Below are 25,447 nucleotides of genomic sequence, written 5' to 3' on the forward strand. Positions count from 1 at the left end.
AGACCAATGAGTCCGACTGCAATCCCGATGTCCGCCGCTTCAGTTCAGCCTAGCCACGAACGATGGCGGCATCTGATCCTCGGCGTCGTCTGCATGATCTTGATCGCCAATTTCCAATATGGATGGTCGGTCTTCGTCCTTCCTTTGCAGAATGCACATGGCTGGTCGGTCGCCAATATTCAGTTCGCCTTCACGCTTTTCGTAGCACTGGAAACCTGGGCGACCCCGCTGAATGGCTGGCTCGCCGACAGACTGGGGCCACACTTTGGTCCGCGCATTGTCATGGGCGCAGGTGGCCTTCTCGTCGGATTGGGCTGGATGATCGATGGCTATGCCACGTCATTGCCGGTGTTATATCTCGGGGGCGCCCTGTCCGGTCTCGGTTCCGGTGCCATTTACTGCGTGGCCGTCGGCACGGCGGTCAAATGGTTCAAGGACCATCGAGGCTTGGCGGTGGGTCTGGTGGCTGGCGGCTTTGGCGCCGGTGCGGCGCTCACCATTATCCCGATCCGAATGGTCATCGAAGCCAATGGCTACGCAGCCGCGTTCTTCTGGTTTGGCCTGATCCAGGGTGGCGCCGTTGTCGTCATATCGCAATTCATCCGAAATCCGAATCCCGGCGAAGCCCCTGTGGTGGCGGAGATTAAGGTGCAGCAGACAAGCCGCAGCTACACGGCGCGCGAAGTGCTGAGCAGCCGCGTCTTCTGGGTGCTTTATGTGCTGGACGTGCTGATGTGCGCTGGCGGTTTGGTTGTGACAGCCTATCTCGCACCGATCGCGACATCCTACGGCATCTCCAACACCGTGGTCTTCCTGAGCGCCACAACGCTTTCCGTCGCTCTCGTCTTTGCCAATGTCATGAATGGTGTCGCACGGCCGCTGTTTGGCTGGGTGTCCGATCACATCGGCCTCTGGCAGACTATGGCAATCGCCTTCACTCTCGGCGCCGGGAGCTATTTCATGCTCTATGTGGTTGGCAGCCATCCATGGGGATTCATCTTCTTCGTCGGCATGGTGTTCTTTTGCTGGGGCAACATCTTCAGCCTGTTCCCATCCATGTGCACGGATCTGTTCGGGGCGAAATATGCCACCACGAATACATCCATGCTCTACACCGCGAAGGGTGCCGCGGCCTTCCTCGTGCCGCTCGGAGCCCTCGCGGCGACGGCGACCGGCAATTGGAACGACGTCCTCTTTCTTGCAACCGGCATCAATGTCCTTGCCGTCTTCCTAGTGCTCTTCGTTCTGCGTCCGGCGGCGAACCGCCACCACGCCGAAGATGTCCTCGAGGAACCTGCCTCAAAGGCTGGTTCGAGCCCCTTACCACTTCAAGCCGCACAGTGAACCATAGGAGATATTGATCATGAGACTACCGCTCGAAGGAATCAAAATCATCGACTTCACCGGTGTGCAGGCAGGCCCCGCTTGTACGCAATTGCTGGCCTGGTTTGGCGCCGACGTGACCAAGGTGGAGCGTCCTGGCGGCGGCGACGTCACGCGGCATCAGTTGCGTGACATCCCGGGTGCCGACGCACTCTATTTCACGATGCTCAACAGCAACAAGAAATCACTCGTGCTGAATACCAAGACTCCCGAAGGCAAAGAGGTCATGGAACGCATGATCCGCGAATCCGACGTCCTGGTCGAAAACTTCGCCCCCGGCGCGATGGACCGCATGGGATTCTCCTGGGAGCGCATCCAGGAGCTCAATCCGAGGATCATCTTCGGTTCGGTCAAGGGATTTAGCGACAACTCACCCTACGCCGACGTCAAGGTCTACGAGAATGTCGCGCAATGCGCCGGCGGCGCGGCATCGACCACTGGCTTTTGGGACGGACCGCCGACCATCAGCGCCGCAGCTCTGGGCGACAGCAATACGGGCATGCATCTCGCGATCGGTATTCTGACGGCCTTGATCGGCCGGGCGGCTACCGGCAAGGGGCAAAAAGTCGCCGTCTCCATGCAAGACGCCGTGCTCAATTTGTGCCGCGTCAAACTGCGCGATCAGCAACGTCTCGACCGCGTCGGCTATCTTGAAGAATATCCGCAATATCCGATCCGCGCGGATGGCAAATACGGCACGTTCAGCGATGCGGTGCCGCGTGGCGGCAATGCGGGTGGCGGCGGCCAGCCGGGCTGGGTGCTCAAATGCAAGGGTTGGGAGAAAGATCCGAACGCCTACATCTATTTCACGATCCAAGAACAGAACTGGGGCCCGACCTGCAAGGCCATCGGCAAGCCCGAATGGATCAGCGATCCGGCTTATGCCACGGCTCTCGCGCGCCAGTCTCATATCTTCGATATCTTCAAGGAAATCGAGACCTGGCTGGCCGACAAGACGAAGTTCGAAGCCGTCAATATCCTCAAGAAGTTCGAAGTGCCTTGTGCGCCCGTGCTTTCGATGAAGGAAATCGAGCACGATGCGGCCTTGCGTGAGGCAGGAACCGTCGTGGAGGTTCCGCATAAGGAACGCGGCACCTATCTCACCGTCGGCAGCCCGATGAAATTCTCGGAGTTCACGCCAAAAATCACCGCTTCGCCGCTGCTCGGCGAGCACACGGACTCGGTATTGGCGGGGCTGGGCTATAGCGCCGCGGAAATCGCGAAACTGCACGAGGCAAAAGTCGTCGAAAGCCATGTCGTGAAGGAATTGGCTTAGCACTACGCCCGCTTTAACGGCCATGGGTCTTGCGGCCCATGGTCATCACCCAAAGCCCTACAATTAACGAAAACCGTGGAGGACGAAGAGATGGACGAGCGAGTGAGCGTGACCGATGGATTCCACCTCGTTGTGGATGCTCTGAAACTCAACGGAATCGACACCATCTTTGGTGTCGCCGGCATTCCGATCACCGATTTGGCCCGCTTGGCGCAAGCAGAGGGCATGAATTACGTGGGGTTCCGGCACGAACAGAGCGCCGGCAATGCCGCAGCGATCTCAGGCTATCTCACCCAGAAGCCTGGCATCTGTCTGACGGTCTCCGCGCCGGGCTTTCTGAACGGCATGGTGGCGCTCGCCAATGCCACCACCAATTGCTTCCCGATGATCTTGATCAGCGGGTCGAGCGACAGGGCGATCGTCGACCTCGAACAAGGCGACTACGAAGAACTCGATCAGATGAATGCCGCCAAGCCTTATGCCAAGGCGGCGTTTCGTATCAACAAGGCGGAAGATATCGGCATAGGCATCGCGCGCGCGATTCACGCGGCCGTTTCGGGCCGGCCCGGCGGCGTCTACCTCGACATAACCGCGGTGACACTCAGCGAGGTTATCGACGCGGAGATAGGCCGTAAATCCCTAGTGAAGATTGTCGATCCTGCACCGAAACAGATCCCCGCGCCTGAAAATATCTCGCGTGCTCTCGCCTTGCTCGCATCGGCCAAACGGCCGCTGATCATTCTCGGCAAGGGCGCCGCTTATGCGCAGGCCGACAAGGACATCAGATCATTTATCGAAACGACCGGCATCCCCTTCCTGCCCATGTCCATGGCGAAAGGGCTTCTGCCCGACAATCATCCGCAATCGGCGGCAACGGCGCGCTCCTTTGCTATAGGCCAGGCCGATGTCGTGATGCTGATCGGCGCACGGCTCAACTGGCTTCTGTCGCATGGCAAGGGCCCGCTATGGTCGGACACCACGCAATTCGTTCAGCTCGATGTCTCGCCGACTGAAATAGACAGCAACCGGCCGATCGCCGCGCCTGTCGTCGGTGATATCAAATCGTCTATTGCGGCGCTGCTTACGGCGCTCAAGCCCGGCCAGATCAAGGCGGGCGCCGAGTGGCTCGCGGCGCTTGCCGAGCACGAGAAGAAGAATATCGACAGCATGACAAAACGCCTTGCCGCCGATCCGCATCCGATGAACTTCTCAAGCGCGCTACGCGCTGTTCGTGACGCTCTCGCTGGCCGGCCCGACATCTATATCGTCAACGAAGGCGCCAATACCCTCGATTTCGCGCGCAACATTATCGACATGTACGAGCCCCGCAAACGTCTCGACAGCGGGACATGGGGCGTGATGGGCATCGGCATGGGCTATGCGATCGGCGCGGCCGTCGTGAGCGGCAAACCCGTCGTCGCCATTGAAGGCGACAGCGCCTTTGGGTTCAGCGGAATGGAAATCGAAACGATCTGCCGCTACCATCTGCCGGTCGTCATCGTGATTCTTAACAACGGCGGCATTTATCACGGCGATGCACCAGACGCGCCTCCATCGCCGACCGGCTTCATCCCGCATGCACGCTACGACAAACTCATCGAGGCCTTTGGCGGCGCCGCTTATCATGTGGAAGATACATCGAGCCTGACCAAGGCTCTGACGGGCGCGCTCGCCGCGGGACGGCCAGCCATTATCGACTGTGTTATCGATCCAAAAGCCGGCACTGAGAGCGGCCACATCCAAAATCTTAACCCGAAAACAAGCGTCGCAGCAGGCCCGGCTCGGACGTGATTTGCGGCGCCGATGGCTTGCCGTGATTATGTCTAGGGTATCGATGTCCAAGTCAGCAAGACGGGGGCGGAGCGACTCTGCTCCCGCAGGTTGATAGATATCGCGAAGCGCATCATTATCCGCCTAATTACACTGGCGTACTCCACGGCCATGCAGCACATTAGAGCGATGATCATATCGCTATCTCTGAGCGCACCCATGATTCGACGGGTCAACACTTGGCAACGCGCGGTGTCGGCCGGGTGAGGGCGCGCCTGCGGAAGCTGCTCAGCACCCTAGGCGACACCTTCTGGATCGTTCCCGGACTGATTATCTTCGCGGGGATACTCCTCGCTGTGGGATTGGTCAGCCTCGACCGAAGCGGGATCGTCCCGCAAGCGCTTCTGGAGAGCGAATGGCTCTATAACGGCGGAGGTACTGGCGCCCGAACCCTGCTCGGCGCGGTCGCCTCCTCTACGATCGGTGTCGCAGGCACGGTGTTCTCCATTACTATCGCGGCTCTTTCGCTCGCGGCCGGCCAGATGGGCCCGCGTTTGCTGCGCAACTTCACCAAGGATCGCGGCAACCAGATCACGCTCGGGATTTTCCTCGGAACGTTCTCCTATGCATTGATGGTCTTGCGCAGCGTGCGAACTCAAAGCGAAGGGGGGTTCGTCCCCCATCTGTCTCTTAGCGTTGGCATCCTGCTGGCTTTTGTATGCGTGGCCACGCTGGTGTTCTTCGTGAATCATATGGCGGGACGCATCAACGTCGATACGGTCATCGAGCTGGTGAGCCAGGACGTCTCCGCTGCCCTTGACCGGCTGGGCACGGACGAGCCGGGACCCGCGCCGCCGCACCCCGAAACTTGGCGCAACGCGGAGCCTGTCGTCGATCAGAGACGTGGTTACCTCCAACAGCTCGATGAGGAGGGTCTCGCGACCTGGGCGGCGGAACACAAAGCCAACATCCGTCTGCTGGCACGGCCGGGCGACTATGTCTTTCCTGGCGCTCCGATCGCGCTCGTCACGCCCATGGTCGAAGGCGTCGCCACCGCCATTCAGAAAGCCACCGCTCTTGGCCCTCAGCGGATAAGCTCTGCTGACCTCGAATTCGCGGTCCGGCAACTGGTGGAGGTCGCGGTTCGCGCCTTATCGCCCGGCATCAACGACCCCCACACGGCTATGAGCGTTCTTGAGCGCCTGGGCGCTGCCCTGTGCAAGCTGGCTCCACGCCATCTGGCGAGCGGGGTGTCGATAAAAGATGGAAGGCCTGTCCTGGTGGTGCCCCGCGTCGACTACGACGGTTTGACCGACACCATGTTCCACATGATCCGGCAGAATGCTGCCGGCAGTTCCGCCGTCCTCATCCGCATGCTTGAGGTGCTCACGGCTGTCGTAAGCTGCGAGCGTGAACCGAAGCGCATCGCGAGCTTGCAACGCCACGTCGACCTTGTGCTGGGCGATGGCGAGCGCAGCATCAAGACGCCGGCCGATCTCGACGATCTTCGCAAGCGGCATCGCCGATTTGGCTTGATGCGGCAGGGTGGTCCGGCGGCCTGCGTAGATGGGTCAGACGGTTAAGGTGAGGCCTTTGAACGAACCCTCGTCGCGTTTACTGGGTCCTCGGATAAACCAGGGCTTTGCGCCATGGCCCTGATGCCGTTCGATGTCGCCGCGATCCTTATCGTCCTCGCCGCGACCTTCGGTTACCTGAACTATCGCTTTGTCCGACTTCCCGCCTCGGCTGGACTGACCTTGATGGGGGCTATCTCCTCAGCGATCATCCTGGGTTTGGACTGGCTTTTTCCGATGAGCCGCACCGCGGACAGCCTCATCGGGTTGATCACTAGCATCAACTTTCACCAGACACTGATGAATGGCATGCTGTCGTTTCTTCTGTTTGCAGGTGCCCTGCACGTCGATTGGAGCGAGATGCGGCGAGGCCGCTGGCCGATTCTGGTCCTCAGCACAATAGGCGTTCTAATCTCCACGGCGCTGATCGGTGGCGGTTTCTTCCTGTTCTCCGCCTGGCTCGGGAGCCCCGTTCCGCTCATCTGGTGCCTGGTTTTTGGCTCCCTGATCAGCCCGACCGATCCCGTCGCGGTCATGGGCGTCTTGAAGCGGACGAGCGTGTCGCCGACGTTACAGGCCACTGTCGCCGGCGAAAGCCTGTTCAACGACGGCGTCGGCGTCGTAATGTTCTCAATCCTGCTCGCGGCCGCAATCGGGAGCGATGCTTTCTCCTTGCCGCACGCTGTCGAACTCTTCGCCGTCGAGGCGGGAGGCGGCGTCTTGCTAGGTCTGGTGATCGGCTGGATCGGGTTCAGGGCGATGCGATCCATAGACGATTACAACGTCGAGGTGATGATCAGTCTCGCCGTTGTCATGGGCGGCTATGCCCTCGCCAGCCATATCGGGGTCAGCGGGCCTGTCGCCATGGCGGTAGCGGGCATCTTGATCGGTAACCATGGCGTCGCTCAGGCCATGAGCGATACGACGAAAGACTATCTGCTCAAGTTCTGGTCCCTGATCGACGAAATCCTCAACGCCGTCCTGTTCCTGCTGATAGGCTTGGAAGTCATCACGGTCTCGCACAACCTACGCGTCCTCGCGCTCGGTGCCGTGGCGATCCCGCTCGCGCTGGGCGCGCGCGCAATCTCAGTGCTGCTACCACTGGCTGCCCTTCGGCACGTCCTTCGCCTTGGCCCCCAGGCCCCCATGACCCTGATCTGGGGTGGACTGAGGGGCGGCATCTCGGTCGCTCTCGCGTTGAGCCTTCCGGAGACGCCGTTCCGCTCGACTTCCCTAGCGGCGACCTATGCTGTCGTCCTCTTCGCCGTCATCGTCCAGGGCGTCACGATAGAGAGGGTGCTGGCTAGAGGGCAGAAGTTCTAAGATCTGATTTACGAGCAAACCGTGCATTCGGCCCGCAGCTCTTTTCATCTCCCTGGCGGCGGCCTGCTTGGCGCTGGCACTGATCGATCGATACTCGTCAGAAGGGCTGCGGCATCGCCTTAATAGACCAGACATCAAGATATGGCCGCGGCATCAAAAGCGCGTTGAATAGCCAAGACAAGCTCAGATTCGCGAAAGGGCTTCTGGATCACCACAGAGCTGGGTCTATGGACCATAATGCTGGTGGGATCGCCGGTGACGAAGACGTGCGGGACAAATCCTGTGCGAAGTATTTCATCGACGGCAGAGATGCCACTTCCATCGGCCAGTCGTACATCCACAATCATGAGGTCGGGTCTGCATCGGATAGCAGCTCCCACCACGTTGGTTGCGGTGGCCTCGATCGCGCAAATGTCGTGACCCATCTCTTCGAGCACCTGGGCGAGCAATAAGCCAATCAGGGCATCATCCTCGGCAACAAGGATGCGGAGTCCTTTCATCAGTTATTTTACCTTCAATCTTAAATTGACTCACGGCTTCGGCACAATCGCTTGCGCCGACGTGATACGGCATGGGTCCAGTCATTTGAAAGAGGGACGCTAAGTTCTGCCGACTATAAACCATAACGATAAAGGACAGTCGAAGACAGGCTCGGAAACTACTCAGCATTGGCTCCCTCCGCCTCGCTCGGCCTAAGAGTTTAACGTGAGGTGAGCCAGATCAATGAAGGCCACGGCCTATAGCATAACCTTTGAAATGCAACTGTCGGGCATTGCCAATGGGATGTAAAATTTTGATATCGTAATATATATTGAGTTCAGCTTCCTTCGGAAGCAGTTGTTTGAGCAGAAATGTAAAATGCAGGAGTTTCACCCGCGTCAGGCCAAATTGGCCAAACCGCAAAAGAGCCTGCGTCCTGCGCCGGTTCGCGATCCGCCGCTCGATTCGAACGATTTCCAAGTTGTCGGAATAGGTGCGTCGGCGGGCGGCCTCGACGCTTGTCTAAAGTTTGTAAGTGCGTTGCCTGCCGAAACTGGCATGGCCTTTATCCTCGTTCAGCACCTTGATCCGACTCATAAAAGCATGCTGGTCGATCTGCTCAGCGGTCATTCGTCCCTGATCGTGTTGCAAGCAGCAAATGGAATGCCGATCGAGCGCGAGCATCTCTATGTGATTCCACCTGGAACCTATCTCTCTGTCGGTAATGGGACTCTGCGTCTCTCGCAACCGCAAGCACATCATGGTGCGCGCCTGCCGTTCGATTTCTTACTCAACTCGTTGGCGGAAGAGTGCGATGCACGCGCAATTTGCGTGATCCTTTCCGGGACAGGGGCTGACGGCAGCCTCGGTCTAAAGGCCATCAAGGACAAAGGCGGCCTTGTCGCGGCGCAGGATCCCAACGAAGCCGGCTATGACGGCATGCCCCGGAGCGCCATTGCGACCGGCGCAGTGAATCTTGTGCTGCCGGTTGCAAAGATTCCCGAAGCGCTCATCGAATACAGCCGGGGCAGACCTTCTATTCTCGGACGCGCTGATTCTGTCCCGAAGGAAAAAACGCATGATTGGCTGCCAGAGATCATCGATCTCCTTCGCACAAAAACCGCTCATGATTTCACGCTCTACAAGCAAGGTACGCTGCAACGCCGGATCGAACGGCGCGTAGGAATGGTCGGGATCGCGACCGACAATATAGCTCGCTATCTCGATATGCTGCGGAGCGACCCCAAAGAGCTCGAGCTCCTTGCCAAGGACCTGCTTATCAACGTCACGGATTTCTTCCGTGATCCGAAAACGTTCGATCTCTTGGCGGAAAAGATCATTCCCGACCTGGTCAGATGCCAACCCGAGGATCATCCCCTCCGCATCTGGATTGCCGGGTGCAGTACGGGCGAGGAGGCTTATTCCCTCACTATGCTGTTTCGTGAGGAAATCTCGGCTCAAAAACGCAGCATCAAGTTGCAGGTCTTTGCGTCCGATGTCGATCCGGATGCCGTCACTGCCGCCCGCGTGGGCCTGTATCCGGAAACGATCGAAGCGCATGTCTCGCAGGCGAGACTTACCCGTTTCTTCTCCAAAGAAGAGCATAATTACAGGGTTTCGCCGGAGCTGCGCGCGGCTGTTGTCTTCACGGTTCAGGATCTGCTGAGCGACCCGCCGTTCTCACGCCTCGATCTGGTGTCCTGCCGCAACCTTCTCATCTATTTGCATCCCGAGGCGCAGGCCAAGGCAATATCGCTATTCCATTTTGCATTGCGCGAGGGCGGCATTCTCCTTCTCGGAAGTTCCGAAACGATCGGCAATTCAGACGGCCGTTTCGAGGTGATCTCCAAGTCCGAACGGCTCTATCGTCACATCGGCCGTTCGCGCCCGGGCGAGCTCGGCTTGATGATGAGTCCCAGTGATGGAGCGCGCGTTTCAGCGCATTCGGGCCAGGGCCAAGCGCCTTCGCGCCAAACGGTTCTTGCCGACTTGTGCCGGCGGCTCGTGATGGAGACCTATGCACCGGCGGCGGTCCTGATCGACCACAAGCATGAGTGTCTCTACTCCTTGGGACCGACGGATCGCTATTTGCGCGTGGCACCGGGTGCTCCGACATATGATCTGTTTGCCATGGCGCGTGAAGGCTTGCGCACCAAGCTTCGCTCGGCGATCCAGCAGGCCGGTCAGGAGAAGGCACGTATTGTCGTTGCAGGCGGCAGAACCGACCATGACGGTGCTCCACGTTCATTCAGCATCGCCGTTCAGCCGGTCCTCAGCGACGGTGAAGAGCTTTGGCTGATTTGCTTCATCGACGATGTAAAACAGGACCACAAGCCGGGGCGTTCGACGACCGCAAAGGATGTGACGCGGATCGCGACGCTTGAGCAGGAACTCGAAGCTACAAAAACCGAACTCGAGGGAGCCATTCGAAACCTCGAGGTTTCGAGTGAGGAGCAGAAGGCGATCAACGACGAAGCATTGTCGATTAACGAGGAATTTCAGTCGACAAACGAGGAGCTGCTTACCTCCAAGGAGGAATTGCAGTCACTCAACGAAGAACTGACAGCCCTCAACAGTCAGCTCCAAGAGACCCTAGAACGGCAGCGCACGACCTCCAATGATCTCCAAAATGTCCTGTACAGTACCGACGTTGCGACGCTTTTCCTGGATACAAATCTCGATATCCGCTTCTTCACGCCGGCGACAAAATCACTCTTCAATGTCATTCCAAGCGACATAGGCCGTCCGCTCGCCGACCTCAACTCGCTGGCTCCAGATGCCACGCTTTTGACCGATGCGCGAAAGGTATTGAGTGACCTCGCACCAATCGAGCGGGAGATCGAAGCCCAAAACGGCGCCTGGTACATCCGCCGCATATTGCCCTATCGTACCCTGGAGAACCAGATCGAGGGGGTCGTAATTACCTTTGCCGATCATACGGAACGCAAACGCACGGCGAATGCTTTAGAAGCAGCCAAGCGTCAGGCAGAGCTCGCGACCGTCGCAAAATCGCGTTTTCTCGCCGCGGCGAGCCATGACCTTCGTCAGCCGCTGCAAGTCCTCAGCCTGATGCGAAGCGTTCTGACCAAAAGAATCAAAGACGACAAGAAAGACGAAGCGCTAGAACTCATTGCACGGCTTGACGAGACCGCCACCGCTATGTCGGGCATGCTGAACACGCTGCTCGACATAAACCAGATCGAGGCCGGTACCGTCCACGTCGAAAAGGTCAATTTTCCAATCAACGATCTGCTCGTGCGGTTGAGGGATGAGTTCACTTATCATGCGCAAGCACAGAAACTTGTCTTGTGTGTCGTACCGTGCGGACTGTCCATTCGTAGCGACCCGCGTCTACTCGATCAGATGCTCCGCAACCTTGTCGCGAACGCTTTGAAATATACGAAGCGCGGTAAGGTTCTGCTCGGTTGCCGTCGGCATCATGGAATGCTGAGCATCGAAATTTGGGATACCGGGATTGGCATTCCGGAGAAGGAACTTCACGCAATTTTCGAAGAATATCATCAACTCGACAATGCCGCGCGCGAAAGAAGTCATGGTCTTGGTCTCGGCCTTTCCATCGTGCAGCGGCTGGGAGATTTGCTGGACCATCGGATCGGTGTCCGCTCCCGGCTCGGCAAGGGCTCGGTCTTTACCATCGAGGTCCCACTCGCATCGAAAGATGAATCGTTACCGCTGGACGTGCATCGGCGCGGAAGAGATGATGAGGTCGCTGCCGAAGGCACCCGGCGCACGGGTATGGTCTTAGTCGTCGAAGACGATCCCGAAGTCCGGGATCTTCTCGAGCATCTCCTTACGGACGAAGGCTATAGTGTGACAGCGGCACCCGATGGCGTCGCAGCTCTGGAACTGGTGGCGCCAGGGATAATTCAACCAGACCTCATCCTGGCTGACTATAACCTCCCAAGAGGGATGAACGGACTTCAGGTGAGCGCGAAGCTCCAGGAAAAACTTCATCGCGAAGTCCCGGTCATCATGCTGACGGGCGATATATCGACTGCGACCTTGCGCGATATCGCACGCCTGAACTGCGTCCAACTCAACAAGCCGGTCAAATTGGAGGAATTGACGGGAGCCATTGGGCGCCTTCTCCCAAGCCCGCTACCGGTATTGCATGAACCCGTGCCGCATCGTGCCGTAATGGCCAGCGCTTCGGAGCTACCTGTGATCTTCGTCGTCGACGACGATAGCCAGGTTCGTGACACAATAAGCGCGATGGTTAAAGAAGGCGGCCGGACCGTCGAGGCCTTCTCGACCTGCGAGGCTTTCCTCGATGCCTATCGTCCCGGCCGCCGCGCCTGTCTCTTGATTGATGCCTACCTTCCCGGGTTGAGCGGCCTCGAATTGCTGCAACGACTCAGGGACGCAGGCGATCGCCTACCTGCCATTATGATCACCGGCAACAGTGACGTCCCGGTAGCTGTTCAAGCTATGAAGGCAGGTGCCTTGGACTTCATCGAGAAACCTGTAGGCGGTGATGAACTGCTTGCCAGCATCGAGCGCGCACTTGAACTCGCGGGAGACTCGTCCAGACTATCGGCAAGGCAAGAAGAAGCAAAAACGCGCGTGGCGGCCCTGACCTTGCGGCAGCGTGAGATTATGGATCTGATCCTCGCCGGTCACCCTAACAAAAATATCGCCGCGGATCTCGGCATCAGCCAGCGCACCGTCGAGAATCATCGGGCTGCCATCATGATAAAGACCGGCACGAAATCTCTTCCCGCATTGGCTCGGCTCGCGCTTGCCGCAGTCGCGAATACGCGCAATCTTGCGTAAGAGCGTCGGCATTGCTTGAACTCCGGTTCTGAGATTCGGAAACTACTTAGATCCGAACAACTCATCATCACGTGAATTTTCGGAACTTAGCAGTCCGCCGCATGTTCACTACAGGTCATCGCCTAAAGCGCGATCCATGATTTCCGCGCTGCCCGTGCATCATCATCGGCGCAGCCCGAGATTTTTCCGGCGGACAAAAATGAACAAGTTACTGATCATCGGGCTATCGAGCGCCGCACTCTTAGGTGTAACCCACGTCGATCATTCGTATGCGGAGACAAACGACAATCCTCCTCCCGCGCAATCCGAGTCGAAGGCGGATCCGGCAGTGCGAGCGCAACGCACGGGGCCGTCGGATAACCAGATTGCGAACGACGTTGATGCAAGGATCGCCCGGCTGAAGGCAGACCTTCAACTGACATCCGACCAGGAAAAGACTTGGTCAGGATTGCAGACCGCGCTTCATGACTACGGTGTGGGAGAATTTAAGACCGTAGTGGCCGGCAGGAGTTCCCGTATAGATCGCGAAGGTCAGAGTCAGCGCAACGATCATCCCAACGATATCGCCATGATGCGGGATGAGGCGGCCGAGCTCAGTTCAAAGGCGGCATCCTTGAAGAAACTCGCCGATGCGGCTGAACCGCTTTACGGCAGCTTGGATGATCGCCAGAAGCACAAATTGGTTCAATTCATGAAGGCCCAAATCGAACATCGTTGAGCTGGCAATGCCTCTGGCTAAGGCTTGACTCAAGTTCGCACGGCCTCGCCGCTGAACCTATGGAGAGAAGGCAATGAGCACTATTCTTATTATCGTGATTCTTCTTCTGCTGTTTGGCGGCGGAGGCTTCGGCTATAGCCGCTACGGCGGCGCTGGGCTGGGCGGAGTGCTCGGCCTCGTGCTCGTCATTGTCGTCGTGCTCTGGCTAGTTGGTGGCCTCCACATATCGTGAACCTAGAGCGTCTAAGCTTGGCGAATAGCTGATGGCCGTCCGTGTCTCAATCTGGCTCGCTGCCATGATCGTCTTATTGACAGGTAGCGCGATTGCCGCTTCGCCGGCGGATCGCCCGGGCGATGCACCTGTGACGACAGAGCCCTCGCTTCCGAGCAAAAGTCGATCAGACAGTTCGAACTGTGCTGACCTGCATATGGGTCAGTCATTCAACGGCGATGAAGTCCGCGGCCCGCTGCAGAGCGGATGTTCTCAAACCGGAGCTAAGCCAGACTGATCATTGGGCCGCTACTATCTCGCGACAAAGAAATCGCAGCGCAAAGCCCGTGATCTCTGCCTGGCTGCGAAGAAATGGATCGATGCTCTTGTATTGCTAAGTAAGAGAAGCCATGTGCTTCAATGCACCAACCAATTGAAGCGGTTGAAAGTTAACGGTCTGCAGACTGCTTTAGCGCGTCGTAAAAACAGCACGATGCCATGTCGCCGCTCCCTCGATCGTTCTTCAGATCAGTTCTAAGTGTGTTTGTTGCCTTGCTGCATCGCGGGCAAGGACGTGATGATCGCGCGGTATCTGGTTTGGTTCGCCTGCCGAACGAAGGTGACGTGCAACCCGAGGAAGACCATCCAATTGGAAACCGCCATGCCCAATCATATCTATTCGATCGGAACGACTGTCATTTTCAGACCGACCCCTGCAACCTTCTCTGCAGCGGCAGGTGGAACTTTCACCGTTAAGGCTCAAATGCCCGCACTGGGAGAATCGCTGCAATACCGAATTAAGCGTGATTCGGAGACGTTCGAGCGGGTTGTGTTGGAGGATCAGCTCAGTCCCGTAGCATCGACCAAAAAATCCAATCAGGACTTTTTTCGGTTTCGACCCTGATATCCGCTGCGTGCGTGCGGATAATCGTTGCATTCAATCGGCGCGGCGCTTTCAACGGCTTATTTGCCGCTCGCCTGTAATGCCTCTTTAGCTGCTTTAATGAAATATAATCCCGCACCCTTATGTAAGGTGCTAGGGTTTTTCATGCACGGGCGTTCCGTCGTCATTCGCCTCTGTGGTTGCTGCTTTTGTACAGTTCGTCTAACGCATTAGAATTAATGCGCGCGTGCGCAGACTGAGTGATCTTCGATTTGATCGCCTTATCCTGCCTCAAGCAATTCCCGCATTTTCCAACCGCTGTGGTTGCGATGCCAATTATGACGCAAGGAAATCATGCGAATTGCTCAGATCGCTCCGCTCGCGGAGACAGTACCGCCCAAACTTTACGGTGGTACGGAACGCGTCGTCTCTTGGCTCACGGAAGAACTCGTCAGGCAAGGGCATGATGTCACCCTCTTTGCGGCGGGCGGCTCGGAGACCGCCGCGAAGCTCGTCACAGGTTGCGACAAAGGCCTGCGTCCGCAGGGCATAGGCGATCATACCGCCAGCAATCTCGTGATGCTCGACAAGGTCAGGCGTCAAGCCGAGCGGTTCGATATTATTCACTGCCATATCGATCTTCTGCAATATCCTCTCTTCCAGGATTTGAGCCACAAATTCGTGACGACCTTGCATGGCCGCCTTGATTTGCCTGACTTCTGGCCTGCCTACAAAGCCTATCCGCATATGCCGCTCATTTCGATCTCGGATGTGCAGCGGGAGCCGATGCCGTTGGGACTCAACTGGCTTGCAACTGTCTATAACGGCCTGCCGGCGGAGGCGTGTCCCTTCAGTGCTGCCGGTGGCGATTACCTCGCCTTTCTTGGACGGATCTCGCCGGAGAAAGGTCCTGATCGCGCCATCGAGATTGCTAAAAGAGCCGGCGTCAAGCTGAAGATCGCGGCAAAGGTCGATAAGGCCGATCTCGGTTATTTCAAAGAGGTCATCCAACCGATGCTGGATCATCCTCTGATCGAATTCGTCGGCGAGATCGATGATAGTCAAAAATGTGCCTTCCTCGGGAATGCACGCGCGCTCCTCTTTCCCATCGATTGGATCGAGCCTTTCGGGCTGGTCATGATCGAGGCCATGTCGGCTGGAACGCCGGTTATCGCCTGGCGAAACGGTTCGGTACCCGAAATCATCGAGGACGGCATCAGCGGACTTATCGTCGATTCAATCGACATGGCAGTCGAAGCCGTTCACCGGATCAAATCGATCGACCGAATGGCTGTCCGGCGCTCCTACGAATCAAGGTTTACGGAAAAGCACATGGCTCGCGGCTACGTCGCAGCTTATCAAAAGCTCATCAGCAAGCCGCAATCGCGGCTTAAGCTGGTAAATGTGGAATAGCCGGGCCTGCGCAGGCTTTGCCCACAGACAATAAGCATCAAGCAATATTGCTATGGTGTGTTCTTCTCCAGCGTCTTGTGAACGTCTTCTGAAAAATTGAAGGCGGCTCAGGCGCATTCCAGCCAAGCTGAAAGACTGATCATGACGAAGGCCATCGCCCGCGAGGGCGCAGTCGAGGCCCCATTCGAAGAGGTCTCCGACTATTATATCGAACCACAAACCTCGCTTGTTGAGCGTCCGCTGCGGGCGCTCAAGCATGGTGATATCTTCGCCGTGCTTGACAGCTATGGCGACATCGGCATCGGCCCCGATGGACCCGAAGGCGTGTTTCTGCGAGACACAAGATATCTCTCGAAGTTCGATTTGAGATTTGAAGGCAAACGGCCACTTTTGCTCGGGTCGGTCGTCGAGGACGACAATGCCTCGCTGTCTGCGAACTCTAGCAACCCAGACATCCATGATGGCGGAAGCATTTCCATTCCACGCGATATGATCGCGATGGAGCGCACCAAGCTACTCTTCGAGGGCGGATGTTACGAGCGTATCGGCTTCTTCAATTACGATCGCCGGCAAAGAGCTTTTCATATCACGATCCACTTCGACGCGGATTTCCGCGATCTGTTCGAGGTTCGCGGAGCCCGCCGAAAGGCAAGAGGTACGCGGAGCGCACGTATCGTCAGCCCGGAGCGCGTCGAACTTAGATATGCAGGTCTCGACGGCGTCAGCCGATTTACGACTCTCAATTTCTCTCCCGCGCCGCAGCATCTCGACACGAATGTCGCGGAATTTGATATCGTGCTGGCGCCCGGTGAAAATTGTTCGATTTTTGCCAGCGTCACCTGCGCAGAAGACCAGGCCGCCGAGCCGATGCATTTTTTGGCCGCCTATCGCGCCGCAAGACGCGGTCTCAGAGCGCTGACGCGCAACATCGCAACGGTCGAAAGCTCGAATGTGCTCTTCAATGAAATAGCCTGCCGTTCGACATCCGATATTTACACGCTGGTCAGCCAGACCAAAAATGGTCTTTACCCCTATGCTGGCATTCCATGGTTCAGCACGGTCTTCGGCCGCGACGGCATCATCACCGCGATGATGATGCTTTGGATCGATCCGATGATCGCGAAAGGTGTGCTCCTCTATCTCGCAGAAACACAGGCCCAGCATTTCGATTCCGAAGCCGATGCCCAGCCGGGCAAGATCCTGCATGAGGTGCGGCACGGCGAAATGGCTCATCTCAAAGAAGTGCCATTCAGCCATTGCTACAGCACGGTCGACGCCACGCCGCTTTTCGTGATGCTGGCGGGACTTTATTTCGAACGAACCGGCGATAAAGCGACCATCGAGGCCATCTGGCCGAATATCGAGGCGGCGCTTTTATGGTGCGATACATTGGGCGACCGGGACGGCGACGGCTTCGTCGAATATTACCGCGAGACCGACTCCGGCCTCACAAACCAGGGATGGAAAGACAGTCAAGACTCGATCTTCCACGCGGACGGAACAGAGGCGCATGGACCGATCGCCCTCTGCGAGGTTCAAAGCTATGTCTATGCCGCCAAGTGTGCCGCTGCGACATTATCCAAAATGCGCGGCGATATTTCTAAGGCTGAAGATCTTGATAGGCAGGCCGAGACGCTGCGGCTGCGGTTCCACGAGGCCTTCTGGTGCGAAGAGATCGGTACCTATGCACTGGCTCTGGACGGGGCCAAAAACCCATGCCGTGTGCGCTCTTCCAACGCCGGACATGCGCTTTTCGCCGGGATTGCCTATCCGGCTTACGCGGAGCGAGTCGCGGATTGCCTGACAAGCCCGGATGCCTTCAGCGGATGGGGCATTCGTACAATTTCGGCGGGGGAGAGTCGCTACAATCCATTATCCTATCACAATGGGTCGATCTGGCCGCACGATAATGCCCTCATCGTTTGGGGCCTCGGCCGCTATGGCCTGAAGGCGCAGGCGGCGAAAGTCTTTTCCGGCATGTTCGACGCCGCGAGCTATCAGGAACTGCGGCGCTTGCCCGAGCTTTTCTGCGGCTTCGGACGCCGACGCCGGCGTGGCCCGACTGCCTATCCGGTCGCCTGCGCGCCGCAAGCTTGGGCCTCGGCCGCACCTTTCGCGTTCCTCTCCGCTTGTATCGGATTGAGCTTGCGGCACGAAAGCAACGAAATCTATTTCACGGAGCCGCGATTGCCCGACTTCCTCGACGACTTGACGATTCGCAACTTGCGGCTCGGCGAGACGCGCGCCGATATCCGCCTGCGCCGCGATGGCGATGACGTCACCGTCCACGTGTTGTCGCGCGAGGGCACCGCTCGTATCGTTCAGAGTAAATGAGGCTGGTTCGCCGAATGCACAGAGGTGCAGAATAGCCAAGAGCTCCTCGGCCATGCGTCAAGGAGCTCCGACTTTCCTTGATGCCATTCAACGCCTATCTACGCCGTTCCCTGGACGGAATACTGCTCGCAAATCCAGACGTTCGATGAACTGACATCCGCAAACCGGCTTGCGACCAAATTCGGTATTTCCGGCGCCCAGCCCAACCAACGCTCCCGACGGGCTAGTCACTAAAAGGTCATAGCGCTGTCAAAAGCAGACATTGGACTGACTTCTTCCTTCAAAGCGAACATCGACACAACTGCAATCCGCACGACGATCGAAATCGAGTTTCCTTTTTGCTATTGTAGCTCTCCCGCCACGGCACGACATGTTGTCGGTAAGACGCGACCGCGGAGATCATCATGCCTAGGACAAAACTGCAGGAACCGAGAACTGCTACGGCGATAAAGGACGAGACCGTTGAGCAACAAGCCGGGTCGAACTTAACCGATAAGATCACCGTCAATGCAGCTTTCTCGGGAGTCGGCGCTCCAAATGCTGTCGTGCGTTTCGCAATAGACGGAAAGGCAGAAGCCACTACCGCCAACGCGGATGCGGTCGGAGTTTGGACCTTCATCTCGACCGGTCTCGCTGATGGGCAGCACACTGTCGTTGCCACCGAAACTGACGCGGCCGGCAATCACGGCACAGCTTCACTGACATTTTCGCTCGGCATAATTAAGTCCGCTATAACCCAGGGACCAGGCTCGGAGGAGACAGCGCAACAAGCAAGCAGCGATGCGCGTGATAAGGCGGATCGTCTCATCAAAATGTTTGTGGATGAAATTAAACGCTCTAATAAGCTGACCGGAGCAAACAGGCTCGAACTTCGACGAGAGTTACGTCAGCAATACGGAAAGAAAATTGCGCTCGAAATGATGCTTTTCAAAGGCACCAAACAAATATTTGATACCTACTCAGTCCATCCGTTAGAGAGAAACTGGATAAAGTGTCGTCCACGCCGGGATAAAACAATCGAAAGACCTGGCACTGAACGAGATTTATCTGAATTGTTCTGTGTCAAAAACAGCGCAAACGTAACTGAAAATGACGTGCACGACATTGTCACAATGATCATCACCCAATGTGACCCAACACTCACCCGAAGAGACTCTCAACATAAGGAACTCAGGCCCGAACTGCAGTAAGCCTCCTGCGCGCGGATAGCCTCAGATAGGTCTCGATGGCCGTCCTTTTGTGGCATCGGCCGTCTCTTCAGATAGGCGTTGTCCGCCTCGCCGAGGATTTGACAAGCAGCTGGCGAAATGAACTGAAGCGGCATCGACATAATACCGAGGAGAAGTATCAGCCGCCGACCTCCCGAGGCGCCAATACCGGCACTGCGAATCCTCCGAACGTGACATTTGGACAACACTGTCACGCACTCTTCAAGTTAGGCGAACACGCCCAGCACGTTCGCGCTCATTCATGCTAAATCGCCAATTGGCCCCTGTCACCACGCTTCTGGCTGGCGTTTCGGCAATGATGTCAGCGCATTTTCTGCGTTTAGCTCTGATCGGCACCTTAGCGCTTTCGGGGTGCGTATCTTACGAACCCGACCCGCTCGATCGGGCGCCGACACTTGCCTCTCATGTCTCGATGCTCTCGCAGGCAAGTGGCGGGGCGATCACCGTTCATGATCTCGATCGCTTGGTCCTTGCCAATAACCCCGATCTTCGCGCGGCGCGAGCGAAGGCCGGCATCGCCGAGGCGCAGATCATCGAAGCGGGGCTTCTGCCCAACCCTCAGGTTGCACTGTCCTATCCGTTCTTTGTGGCCGGTGCCGGTGGCACAAATGCTTTCAGTGCCGGTCTCGCGCAGGATTTAAAATCGATTCTGCTGCGACCCACCAAACGCGAGGCAGCGGAGAACGCCGCGGCAGAAATCAATGCCTCGCTGCTTTGGCAGGAGTGGCAGACAATCGGAAAGGCGCGGCTTCTTTTTGTAGATATCGTTTCAGGCGACAGGGCCGAAAAGCTTATCGAGCGCACACGCAAATTGCTGAGAGAGCGGTTCGATCTTACGTCGGCGGCGATCAACCAGGGCAATGCGACACTTGCCACCTTATCGCCCGATCTTGTCGCCGTCGGCGATGTTCAAAAGAGCTACGATGATCTCGAACGCGCTCAACTCAATCGCCGGCATCAGCTCAACGCCCTCATCGGATTGGTTCCGGATGCGCCTCTCAGCCTCGCAGGCGCGAGCGAAGCGCCCCGCATAGATGCGCAACATATTCGCCGGGATCTGGCAGATCTCCCCGATCGGCGCCCCGATCTTGTTGCATTGCAGTATGGTTATAGGTCTCAGGACGCCAGGCTTCGTCAGGCCATTCTCTCGCAATTTCCCAATGTCACGATCGGGCTGGCAGGCGGCCGCGACAGCAGCGCGATTTATTCGGTCGGCCCGCAAGTGTCTTTCGACCTGCCGATTTTCGATCGCAACGAGGGTGCCATAGCCAGGGAAAGCGCGACCCGCGAAGCGCTCAATCTTGAGTTTAACGCGCGGCTGACCGCGGCAGCCGGGGAAGTCGGCGCTCTTTTGTCGGAACAGGCGCTGCTCGCGCGGCAGCTCGCGTCTCTCGAACCGCGCCTGAAGCAGGCCCGCACGATCGCCGGGCAGTCAGAAACCGCATTCAAGCAAGGTTTGCTCGATGAACGGGCCTATGTCGATACGCAAGTCGCGCAACTGTCGCTTGAGCAGCAGAAAATCGTGCTTCAGCAGGGTATGCTTGAAGGACTGGTCGCGCTGGCGACACTGACCGGGGCTGGCATGCCGCGGGTGGCCATCGGGCCGGAGGCACCGCCGGCCGATGTCCTCGGGATCTTCCAAGGCTCGTTTCGATAGGCCGCCCTTGAAGGGCGAGACGCCCGGTTAACGCTCTCTGGCACCCGGCAACCTCACGACTTGCCAAAGAAAGGCAATTCGGCGCAAGGTCATTCAGGAATAATTCCATGGGTTAAAGGAAAAATGCTATCCGGCCAGCGGTCAGTTTTCGCACGGGCTCTGATGCAGAGCGTGCGCGGCGTGGCGCTCTTAGCTTTCGTCTTGATTGTCGGGTATTTCCTGGTTTCGAAATCCCAGATATCCGACTCGAAGGTTGCGCTTGACGCCAATGACGAGCCAAAGGCCGCTAAAGCCGCCGGGCCGAAGCCGGACGAGGCGATCGTCAAACTGGATTCCGAAGCTCAGGAAAAAGGCGGTATTGAAACCGCCGCACCCAGAGAAATCGCCTATCAAGGACAAGCGCGCGCCTACGGCGTCATTCTGCCCTTGGACCGGCTGACAGGCCTTTACAATAACGCCCTCACGGCAACTCTGCAGCTCAAGTCAGCGGAAATCAAGCTGGAGGCGTCGAAGACGGCAAATGCGCGCGCGCAAAATCTGTTGAAGCTGTTTCCGTCGTCCGCCTCTCAGGCTGAGTTGGCGGACGCGACCTATAAGATGGATGCCGCGGCCGTCGAAGCGGCACAAGCCCAGCTCGAGGCCGCCAGAAATGCCGCGATTCAGGAATGGGGGCCGGTCCTCGGCCAGGCAATCGTCGAACGATCGGAACTAGCGGAGCAACTTGTCCGTCATAAAATCCGTCTCATACAGCTGACCTTACAGCCGGGAGCGGTGGCCGAAGCGCCTGAGAAAATCAGTGTGACCTTCGGCGGCAGTTCAACCGCGGAAGCCGATTTTATCTCGGAGGCCACGCAGGCGGATCCTAAAATTCCAAACGTCAGCTTCTTCTACACGATCCCAGGTGCTCCCGGCGCATTGGCCGGACTCACCGTGGCCGCGATGTTTCCCAATGGCGAGGCCAAGCCCGGCATCGACATACCGCCCTCGGCCGTTATTTGGCAGGCCGGAAGGCCCTGGATGTACGTTCAAGCTGGATCGGATAAGTTTGAACGCCGGGCGATCAGCGAAGAAGCTGCTCCCACCGCGGGCGGAGGATATGTATTGCCGGCGGCGAGCTGGCCGCATGACAAGCTTGTCGTCATCGCGGGTGCGCAAACACTGCTGTCTGAGGAATCCAAAAACCAGATGCAGCCCGATGAGGGTGACAATTGACGGACGACGGTCTCGTAGAGCGGCCCCCAGCCGGGCTCCAGCCTGCGATTATCGGAACGGCGATCAAATTTCGACGTATCGTCGTCGCCTTGAGCCTGCTGCTTCTTGTTTACGGTGCCCTGTCGGTCACTCAGGCGAAATACGATGTATTTCCCGAATTCGCGCCGCCTCAGGTCGGCATTCAGACGGAGGCGCCGGGGCTTGCCGCCGAAGAAATCGAAGTTCTGGTTACGCAACCGCTTGAGAATGCCATTAGTGGAGTTTCGGGCATCCGCTCGCTTCGCTCCACGTCGACGCAAGGGCTCTCTGTTCTTACCGTGATCTTCGACGCGGGGAGCGATATCTACCTCGACCGGCAGGTCGTTGCCGAGCGTCTCGCCAATGCGGCACAGCAACTTCCGGCCGGCGTAAAGCCGCCCGTGCTGACACCGCTTACCTCGTCGAGCAGCACTGTCCTCGTGGCGGGTTTGACGTCGGAAACGAAAAGTCTGATGGACATCAGAACATCGGCCGACTGGACGGTGCGCCTGCGCCTTCTTGCTGTCCCCGGCGTCTCGAAAGTCGCCGTCTTTGGTGGAGATGTTCGCTCCATCCAGATTCAGGTTCATCCCGAGGCATTGATCCGGTACGGCATTGGCCTCGAAGACGTCGTTGCCGCCTCGCGTAAGGCTACGGCTGTGCGCGGCGCCGGCTTTCTCGACACGCCCAACCAGCGCATCGTCTTTCGCAGCGAAGGGCAGGCCATCAACCCGGTTGAGGTCGGACGCACCGTCGTCACCACAAGCGGCGCTTCAAGCGTCACTCTCGCAGATCTCGCCACGATTGCGGACGCCCCGGAACCGGCAATCGGCGGTGCGACCATTATGGGCCGGCCCGGCGTCATTTTCGTTATCTCGGCGCAGTTCGGAACAAACACGGTGGAGGTCACGCGACGGGTGGAGGAGGCGCTCGCCGCGCTGAGACCCGCGCTCGAGAGCCAAGGCATGGAACTCGACACGACCCTCTTTCGTCCGGCGACTTTTATCGATGTGGCGACGAAGAGCGTGCGCGACGCGCTTCTGCTCGGCGGCGTTTTCGTGATCGTCGTGCTGTTCCTGTTTTTGTTCGATATCAGAACGGCGGCGATATCGTGCATTGCGATTCCCTTGTCGCTTTTGGCCGCTGTGATCGTCCTGAACAGCTTTGGCGTGACGCTGAACACGATGACATTGGGTGGTCTTGCGATCGCTATCGGTGAAGTCGTCGACGACGCGGTGATCGACGTCGAAAATATCGTACGGCGCCTGCGCGAAAACCGGCACAAGGCCCAGCCGAGGCCCGCCGCGCGCGTGGTGCTCGACGCCTCGCTCGAAGTCAGAAGCGCCGTCGTCTATGCGACCTTCATCGTGATGCTGGTGTTTATTCCTGTGCTGACTCTGCCGGGCATTGCGGGACGCTTCTTCGCGCCTCTCGCTTTGGCCTACATCCTCGCGCTCGTTGCCTCTTTGATCATTGCCCTGACCGTCACGCCAGCGCTCTGCATGATGCTCCTGACGGGAAAAACAGGCTCGCAGCAGGACGTGGAGCGGCCGCCGCCCTTGGTCCGGTGGATCCGCGGACCCTATGAAAGCCTGCTTGCGAAAATCGCAAAGCATCCGACAGCCGTCATATCGGCCGCCACGGCCTTCACAATCTGCGGCTCTGGGCTATTGCCTTTTTTCGGCAGCGCATTTCTTCCCGAATTCAAGGAAGGCCACTATACGCTGCATATGACGGCGATTCCCGGGACATCGATCGCGGAATCGGAGCGCCTCGGTTTGCTGGTTACGAAGGCCCTCGTCGAAGTGCCTTCCATCCGATCGATCTCGCAACGGGTCGGTCGAGCCGAATCCGCGGATGATACTTGGGGAACAAATTACAGCGAGATCGAAGTCGATTTGCAGCCGGGACTATCGGGTGCCGAACTCAGCGCGGCCGATGCCGACATACGAAAGGCACTTCTCGGTTTTCCAGGTCTCAATTTTTCATTGAAGCCTTTCCTGACGGAACGGGTGGAAGAAACCCTGTCGGGCAATACCGCGGCCGTCGCTGCAAATATCTACGGGAACGATCTCAACGAGCTCGATGAGGTTGCCGCGAAAGTCTCGACCGCGATGGCAAGCGTCCATGGCGCGAGAGACGTGCGGCTGCGGACGCCGGCCGCCACGCCTCAACTGACCATCAGGCTCCGCGAGGATGATCTCGTCAGGTGGGGGCTGACCGCCGTCGATGTCCTCGACATCGTCCGGACCGCGTATCAAGGCGACGTCGTCGGACAGGCCTATGATGGGCACCGCGCCTTCAACATCATAACGTTGCTCGACACCGATAGCAGAAACAGTGTGGCGAAGATCGCCGATCTTCCTATTCGCACGCGGAGCGGAACCTATGTTTTATTGCGCCAGGTCGCCGATGTGAACCAAACGACCGGCCGCTATCAAGTGGATCATTTCAGTGCGCATCGGCTTCAGACCGTGACAGCCGACGTCAGCGGCGGCGACGTCGTCTCCTATGTGGCAAATGCGCAGAAGGCAGTGGCGAAGGTCAAATTGCCGGCGGGTGTCTACGTCGAATTCGCCGGTTCGGCTCAGGCGCAAGCGCAAGCGCGCCGGGATTTGATCGTTCATTCGCTCATGGCCTTCGCCGGAGTTCTTCTACTGCTGTCGATCATCACGAAAAACTGGCGCAATCTCGTTCTGATCCTCGTCAATATTCCATTCGCGCTCGTGGGCGGCGTCATCGCGATCTATTTCACCGGCGCCACGCTGACGATAGGGTCGATGGTCGGGTTTGTCGCCCTGTTTGGGATCTCCTTGCGCAATTCGATCATGATGATTTCGCACTACGAGCAGCTGGTCGTTGCCGAGGACATGCCATGGGATCTGAAAACGGCGATCAAGGGGGCGGGCGATCGTTTGACGCCAATCGTCATGACGTCTCTCGTCACCGCTCTCGGCTTGCTTCCGCTTGCGGCGGGCATGAGCGAGCCGGGCCGCGAAATTCAAGGCCCGATGGCAATGGTGATCCTTGGCGGCCTCTTCAGCTCGTCGATACTGAACCTGCTCATCCTGCCGACCTTGACATTGCGCTTCGGCCGTTTTGCTCACCAGGACAATGTATTGCTCCATCGCGCGCCGACACCGGCCAGCTCCGATTGACTTGCCGCAGCCGA

Annotated in this window: 15 protein-coding genes; 14 read left to right on the top strand and 1 reads right to left on the bottom strand. The window is 57.9% G+C overall.

Annotated elements, in window-relative coordinates:
• The first annotated feature begins 6 nt into the window (after positions 1–6).
• The 5 genes from oxlT (at position 7) to A3OQ_RS0118075 (ending at position 7,326) form a co-directional block, all read left to right on the top strand.
• Positions 7–1,344 carry an oxalate/formate MFS antiporter gene (oxlT, locus tag A3OQ_RS0118050; RefSeq protein WP_244427179.1) on the top strand — a complete coding sequence of 446 codons (1,338 nt, stop codon included), beginning with the start codon at positions 7–9 and terminating at the stop codon, positions 1,342–1,344.
• Positions 1,345–1,363: 19 nt separating this feature from the next.
• On the top strand, positions 1,364–2,659 hold the full coding sequence (gene frc / locus A3OQ_RS0118055) for a formyl-CoA transferase (RefSeq protein WP_020176834.1): 1,296 nt from the start codon (positions 1,364–1,366) through the stop codon (positions 2,657–2,659).
• Positions 2,660–2,749: 90 nt separating this feature from the next.
• A complete protein-coding gene (gene oxc, locus A3OQ_RS0118060) occupies positions 2,750–4,450 on the top strand; it encodes an oxalyl-CoA decarboxylase (protein ID WP_020176835.1) in 1,701 nt (566 codons plus the stop codon).
• Positions 4,451–4,668: 218 nt separating this feature from the next.
• On the top strand, positions 4,669–6,012 hold the full coding sequence (locus tag A3OQ_RS0118070) for a DUF2254 family protein (protein WP_020176837.1): 1,344 nt from the start codon (positions 4,669–4,671) through the stop codon (positions 6,010–6,012).
• 66 nt (positions 6,013–6,078) lie between these two features.
• Positions 6,079–7,326: a cation:proton antiporter gene (locus A3OQ_RS0118075; protein WP_020176838.1), complete on the top strand. Its 1,248-nt coding sequence runs from the start codon at positions 6,079–6,081 to the stop codon at positions 7,324–7,326.
• 134 nt (positions 7,327–7,460) lie between these two features.
• Here the strand turns inward: A3OQ_RS0118075 and A3OQ_RS0118080 are convergent, their stop codons facing one another.
• On the bottom strand, positions 7,461–7,826 hold the full coding sequence (locus A3OQ_RS0118080; protein ID WP_020176839.1) for a response regulator: 366 nt from the start codon (positions 7,824–7,826) through the stop codon (positions 7,461–7,463).
• Between the two features lie 358 nt (positions 7,827–8,184).
• Between A3OQ_RS0118080 and A3OQ_RS0118085 the strand changes: the two genes are divergently transcribed.
• The 9 genes from A3OQ_RS0118085 (at position 8,185) to A3OQ_RS0118130 (ending at position 25,433) form a co-directional block, all read left to right on the top strand.
• Positions 8,185–12,600, top strand: coding sequence for a chemotaxis protein CheB (locus A3OQ_RS0118085; protein WP_026595993.1), 4,416 nt, complete (start codon positions 8,185–8,187; stop codon positions 12,598–12,600).
• 136 nt (positions 12,601–12,736) lie between these two features.
• Positions 12,737–13,318: a Spy/CpxP family protein refolding chaperone gene (locus A3OQ_RS0118090; RefSeq protein ID WP_244427181.1), complete on the top strand. Its 582-nt coding sequence runs from the start codon at positions 12,737–12,739 to the stop codon at positions 13,316–13,318.
• A gap of 73 nt (positions 13,319–13,391) precedes the next feature.
• Positions 13,392–13,550, top strand: a complete 159-nt coding sequence (locus A3OQ_RS24150; RefSeq protein ID WP_020176843.1) for a DUF3309 family protein — start codon at positions 13,392–13,394, stop codon at positions 13,548–13,550.
• Between the two features lie 1,216 nt (positions 13,551–14,766).
• Positions 14,767–15,825: a glycosyltransferase family 4 protein gene (locus A3OQ_RS0118105; RefSeq protein WP_020176845.1), complete on the top strand. Its 1,059-nt coding sequence runs from the start codon at positions 14,767–14,769 to the stop codon at positions 15,823–15,825.
• A 141-nt stretch (positions 15,826–15,966) separates the two neighbouring features.
• Positions 15,967–18,159, top strand: a complete 2,193-nt coding sequence (locus A3OQ_RS0118110) for an amylo-alpha-1,6-glucosidase (protein WP_040581407.1) — start codon at positions 15,967–15,969, stop codon at positions 18,157–18,159.
• Positions 18,160–18,563: 404 nt separating this feature from the next.
• Entirely contained in the window at positions 18,564–19,349 is a 786-nt protein-coding gene (locus A3OQ_RS0118115; RefSeq protein WP_020176847.1) for an Ig-like domain-containing protein, read from the top strand.
• 334 nt (positions 19,350–19,683) lie between these two features.
• Positions 19,684–21,045, top strand: a complete 1,362-nt coding sequence (locus A3OQ_RS22960) for a TolC family protein (protein ID WP_161607355.1) — start codon at positions 19,684–19,686, stop codon at positions 21,043–21,045.
• 162 nt (positions 21,046–21,207) lie between these two features.
• Positions 21,208–22,257: an efflux RND transporter periplasmic adaptor subunit gene (locus tag A3OQ_RS0118125; protein WP_026595994.1), complete on the top strand. Its 1,050-nt coding sequence runs from the start codon at positions 21,208–21,210 to the stop codon at positions 22,255–22,257.
• Positions 22,254–25,433, top strand: coding sequence for an efflux RND transporter permease subunit (locus A3OQ_RS0118130; RefSeq protein WP_020176850.1), 3,180 nt, complete (start codon positions 22,254–22,256; stop codon positions 25,431–25,433). The genes A3OQ_RS0118125 and A3OQ_RS0118130 overlap by 4 nt, the downstream gene beginning before the upstream one ends.
• Positions 25,434–25,447: the final 14 nt, after the last annotated feature.

Source organism: Methyloferula stellata AR4, from assembly GCF_000385335.1.
GTDB lineage: Bacteria > Pseudomonadota > Alphaproteobacteria > Rhizobiales > Beijerinckiaceae > Methyloferula > Methyloferula stellata.

Excerpts from the sequence above, each read along its gene's own strand:
- oxlT (WP_244427179.1), top strand. The coding sequence starts at position 7 with ATGAGTCCGACTGCAATCCCGATGTCCGCCGCTTCAGTTCAGCCTAGC.
- frc (WP_020176834.1), top strand. The coding sequence starts at position 1,364 with ATGAGACTACCGCTCGAAGGAATCAAAATCATCGACTTCACCGGTGTG.
- oxc (WP_020176835.1), top strand. The coding sequence starts at position 2,750 with ATGGACGAGCGAGTGAGCGTGACCGATGGATTCCACCTCGTTGTGGAT.
- A3OQ_RS0118075 (WP_020176838.1), top strand. The coding sequence starts at position 6,079 with ATGGCCCTGATGCCGTTCGATGTCGCCGCGATCCTTATCGTCCTCGCC.
- A3OQ_RS0118080 (WP_020176839.1), bottom strand. The coding sequence starts at position 7,826 with ATGAAAGGACTCCGCATCCTTGTTGCCGAGGATGATGCCCTGATTGGC.
- A3OQ_RS0118085 (WP_026595993.1), top strand. The coding sequence starts at position 8,185 with ATGCAGGAGTTTCACCCGCGTCAGGCCAAATTGGCCAAACCGCAAAAG.
- A3OQ_RS0118090 (WP_244427181.1), top strand. The coding sequence starts at position 12,737 with ATGATTTCCGCGCTGCCCGTGCATCATCATCGGCGCAGCCCGAGATTT.
- A3OQ_RS24150 (WP_020176843.1), top strand. The coding sequence starts at position 13,392 with ATGAGCACTATTCTTATTATCGTGATTCTTCTTCTGCTGTTTGGCGGC.
- A3OQ_RS0118105 (WP_020176845.1), top strand. The coding sequence starts at position 14,767 with ATGCGAATTGCTCAGATCGCTCCGCTCGCGGAGACAGTACCGCCCAAA.
- A3OQ_RS0118110 (WP_040581407.1), top strand. The coding sequence starts at position 15,967 with ATGACGAAGGCCATCGCCCGCGAGGGCGCAGTCGAGGCCCCATTCGAA.
- A3OQ_RS0118115 (WP_020176847.1), top strand. The coding sequence starts at position 18,564 with ATGCCTAGGACAAAACTGCAGGAACCGAGAACTGCTACGGCGATAAAG.
- A3OQ_RS22960 (WP_161607355.1), top strand. The coding sequence starts at position 19,684 with ATGATGTCAGCGCATTTTCTGCGTTTAGCTCTGATCGGCACCTTAGCG.
- A3OQ_RS0118125 (WP_026595994.1), top strand. The coding sequence starts at position 21,208 with ATGCAGAGCGTGCGCGGCGTGGCGCTCTTAGCTTTCGTCTTGATTGTC.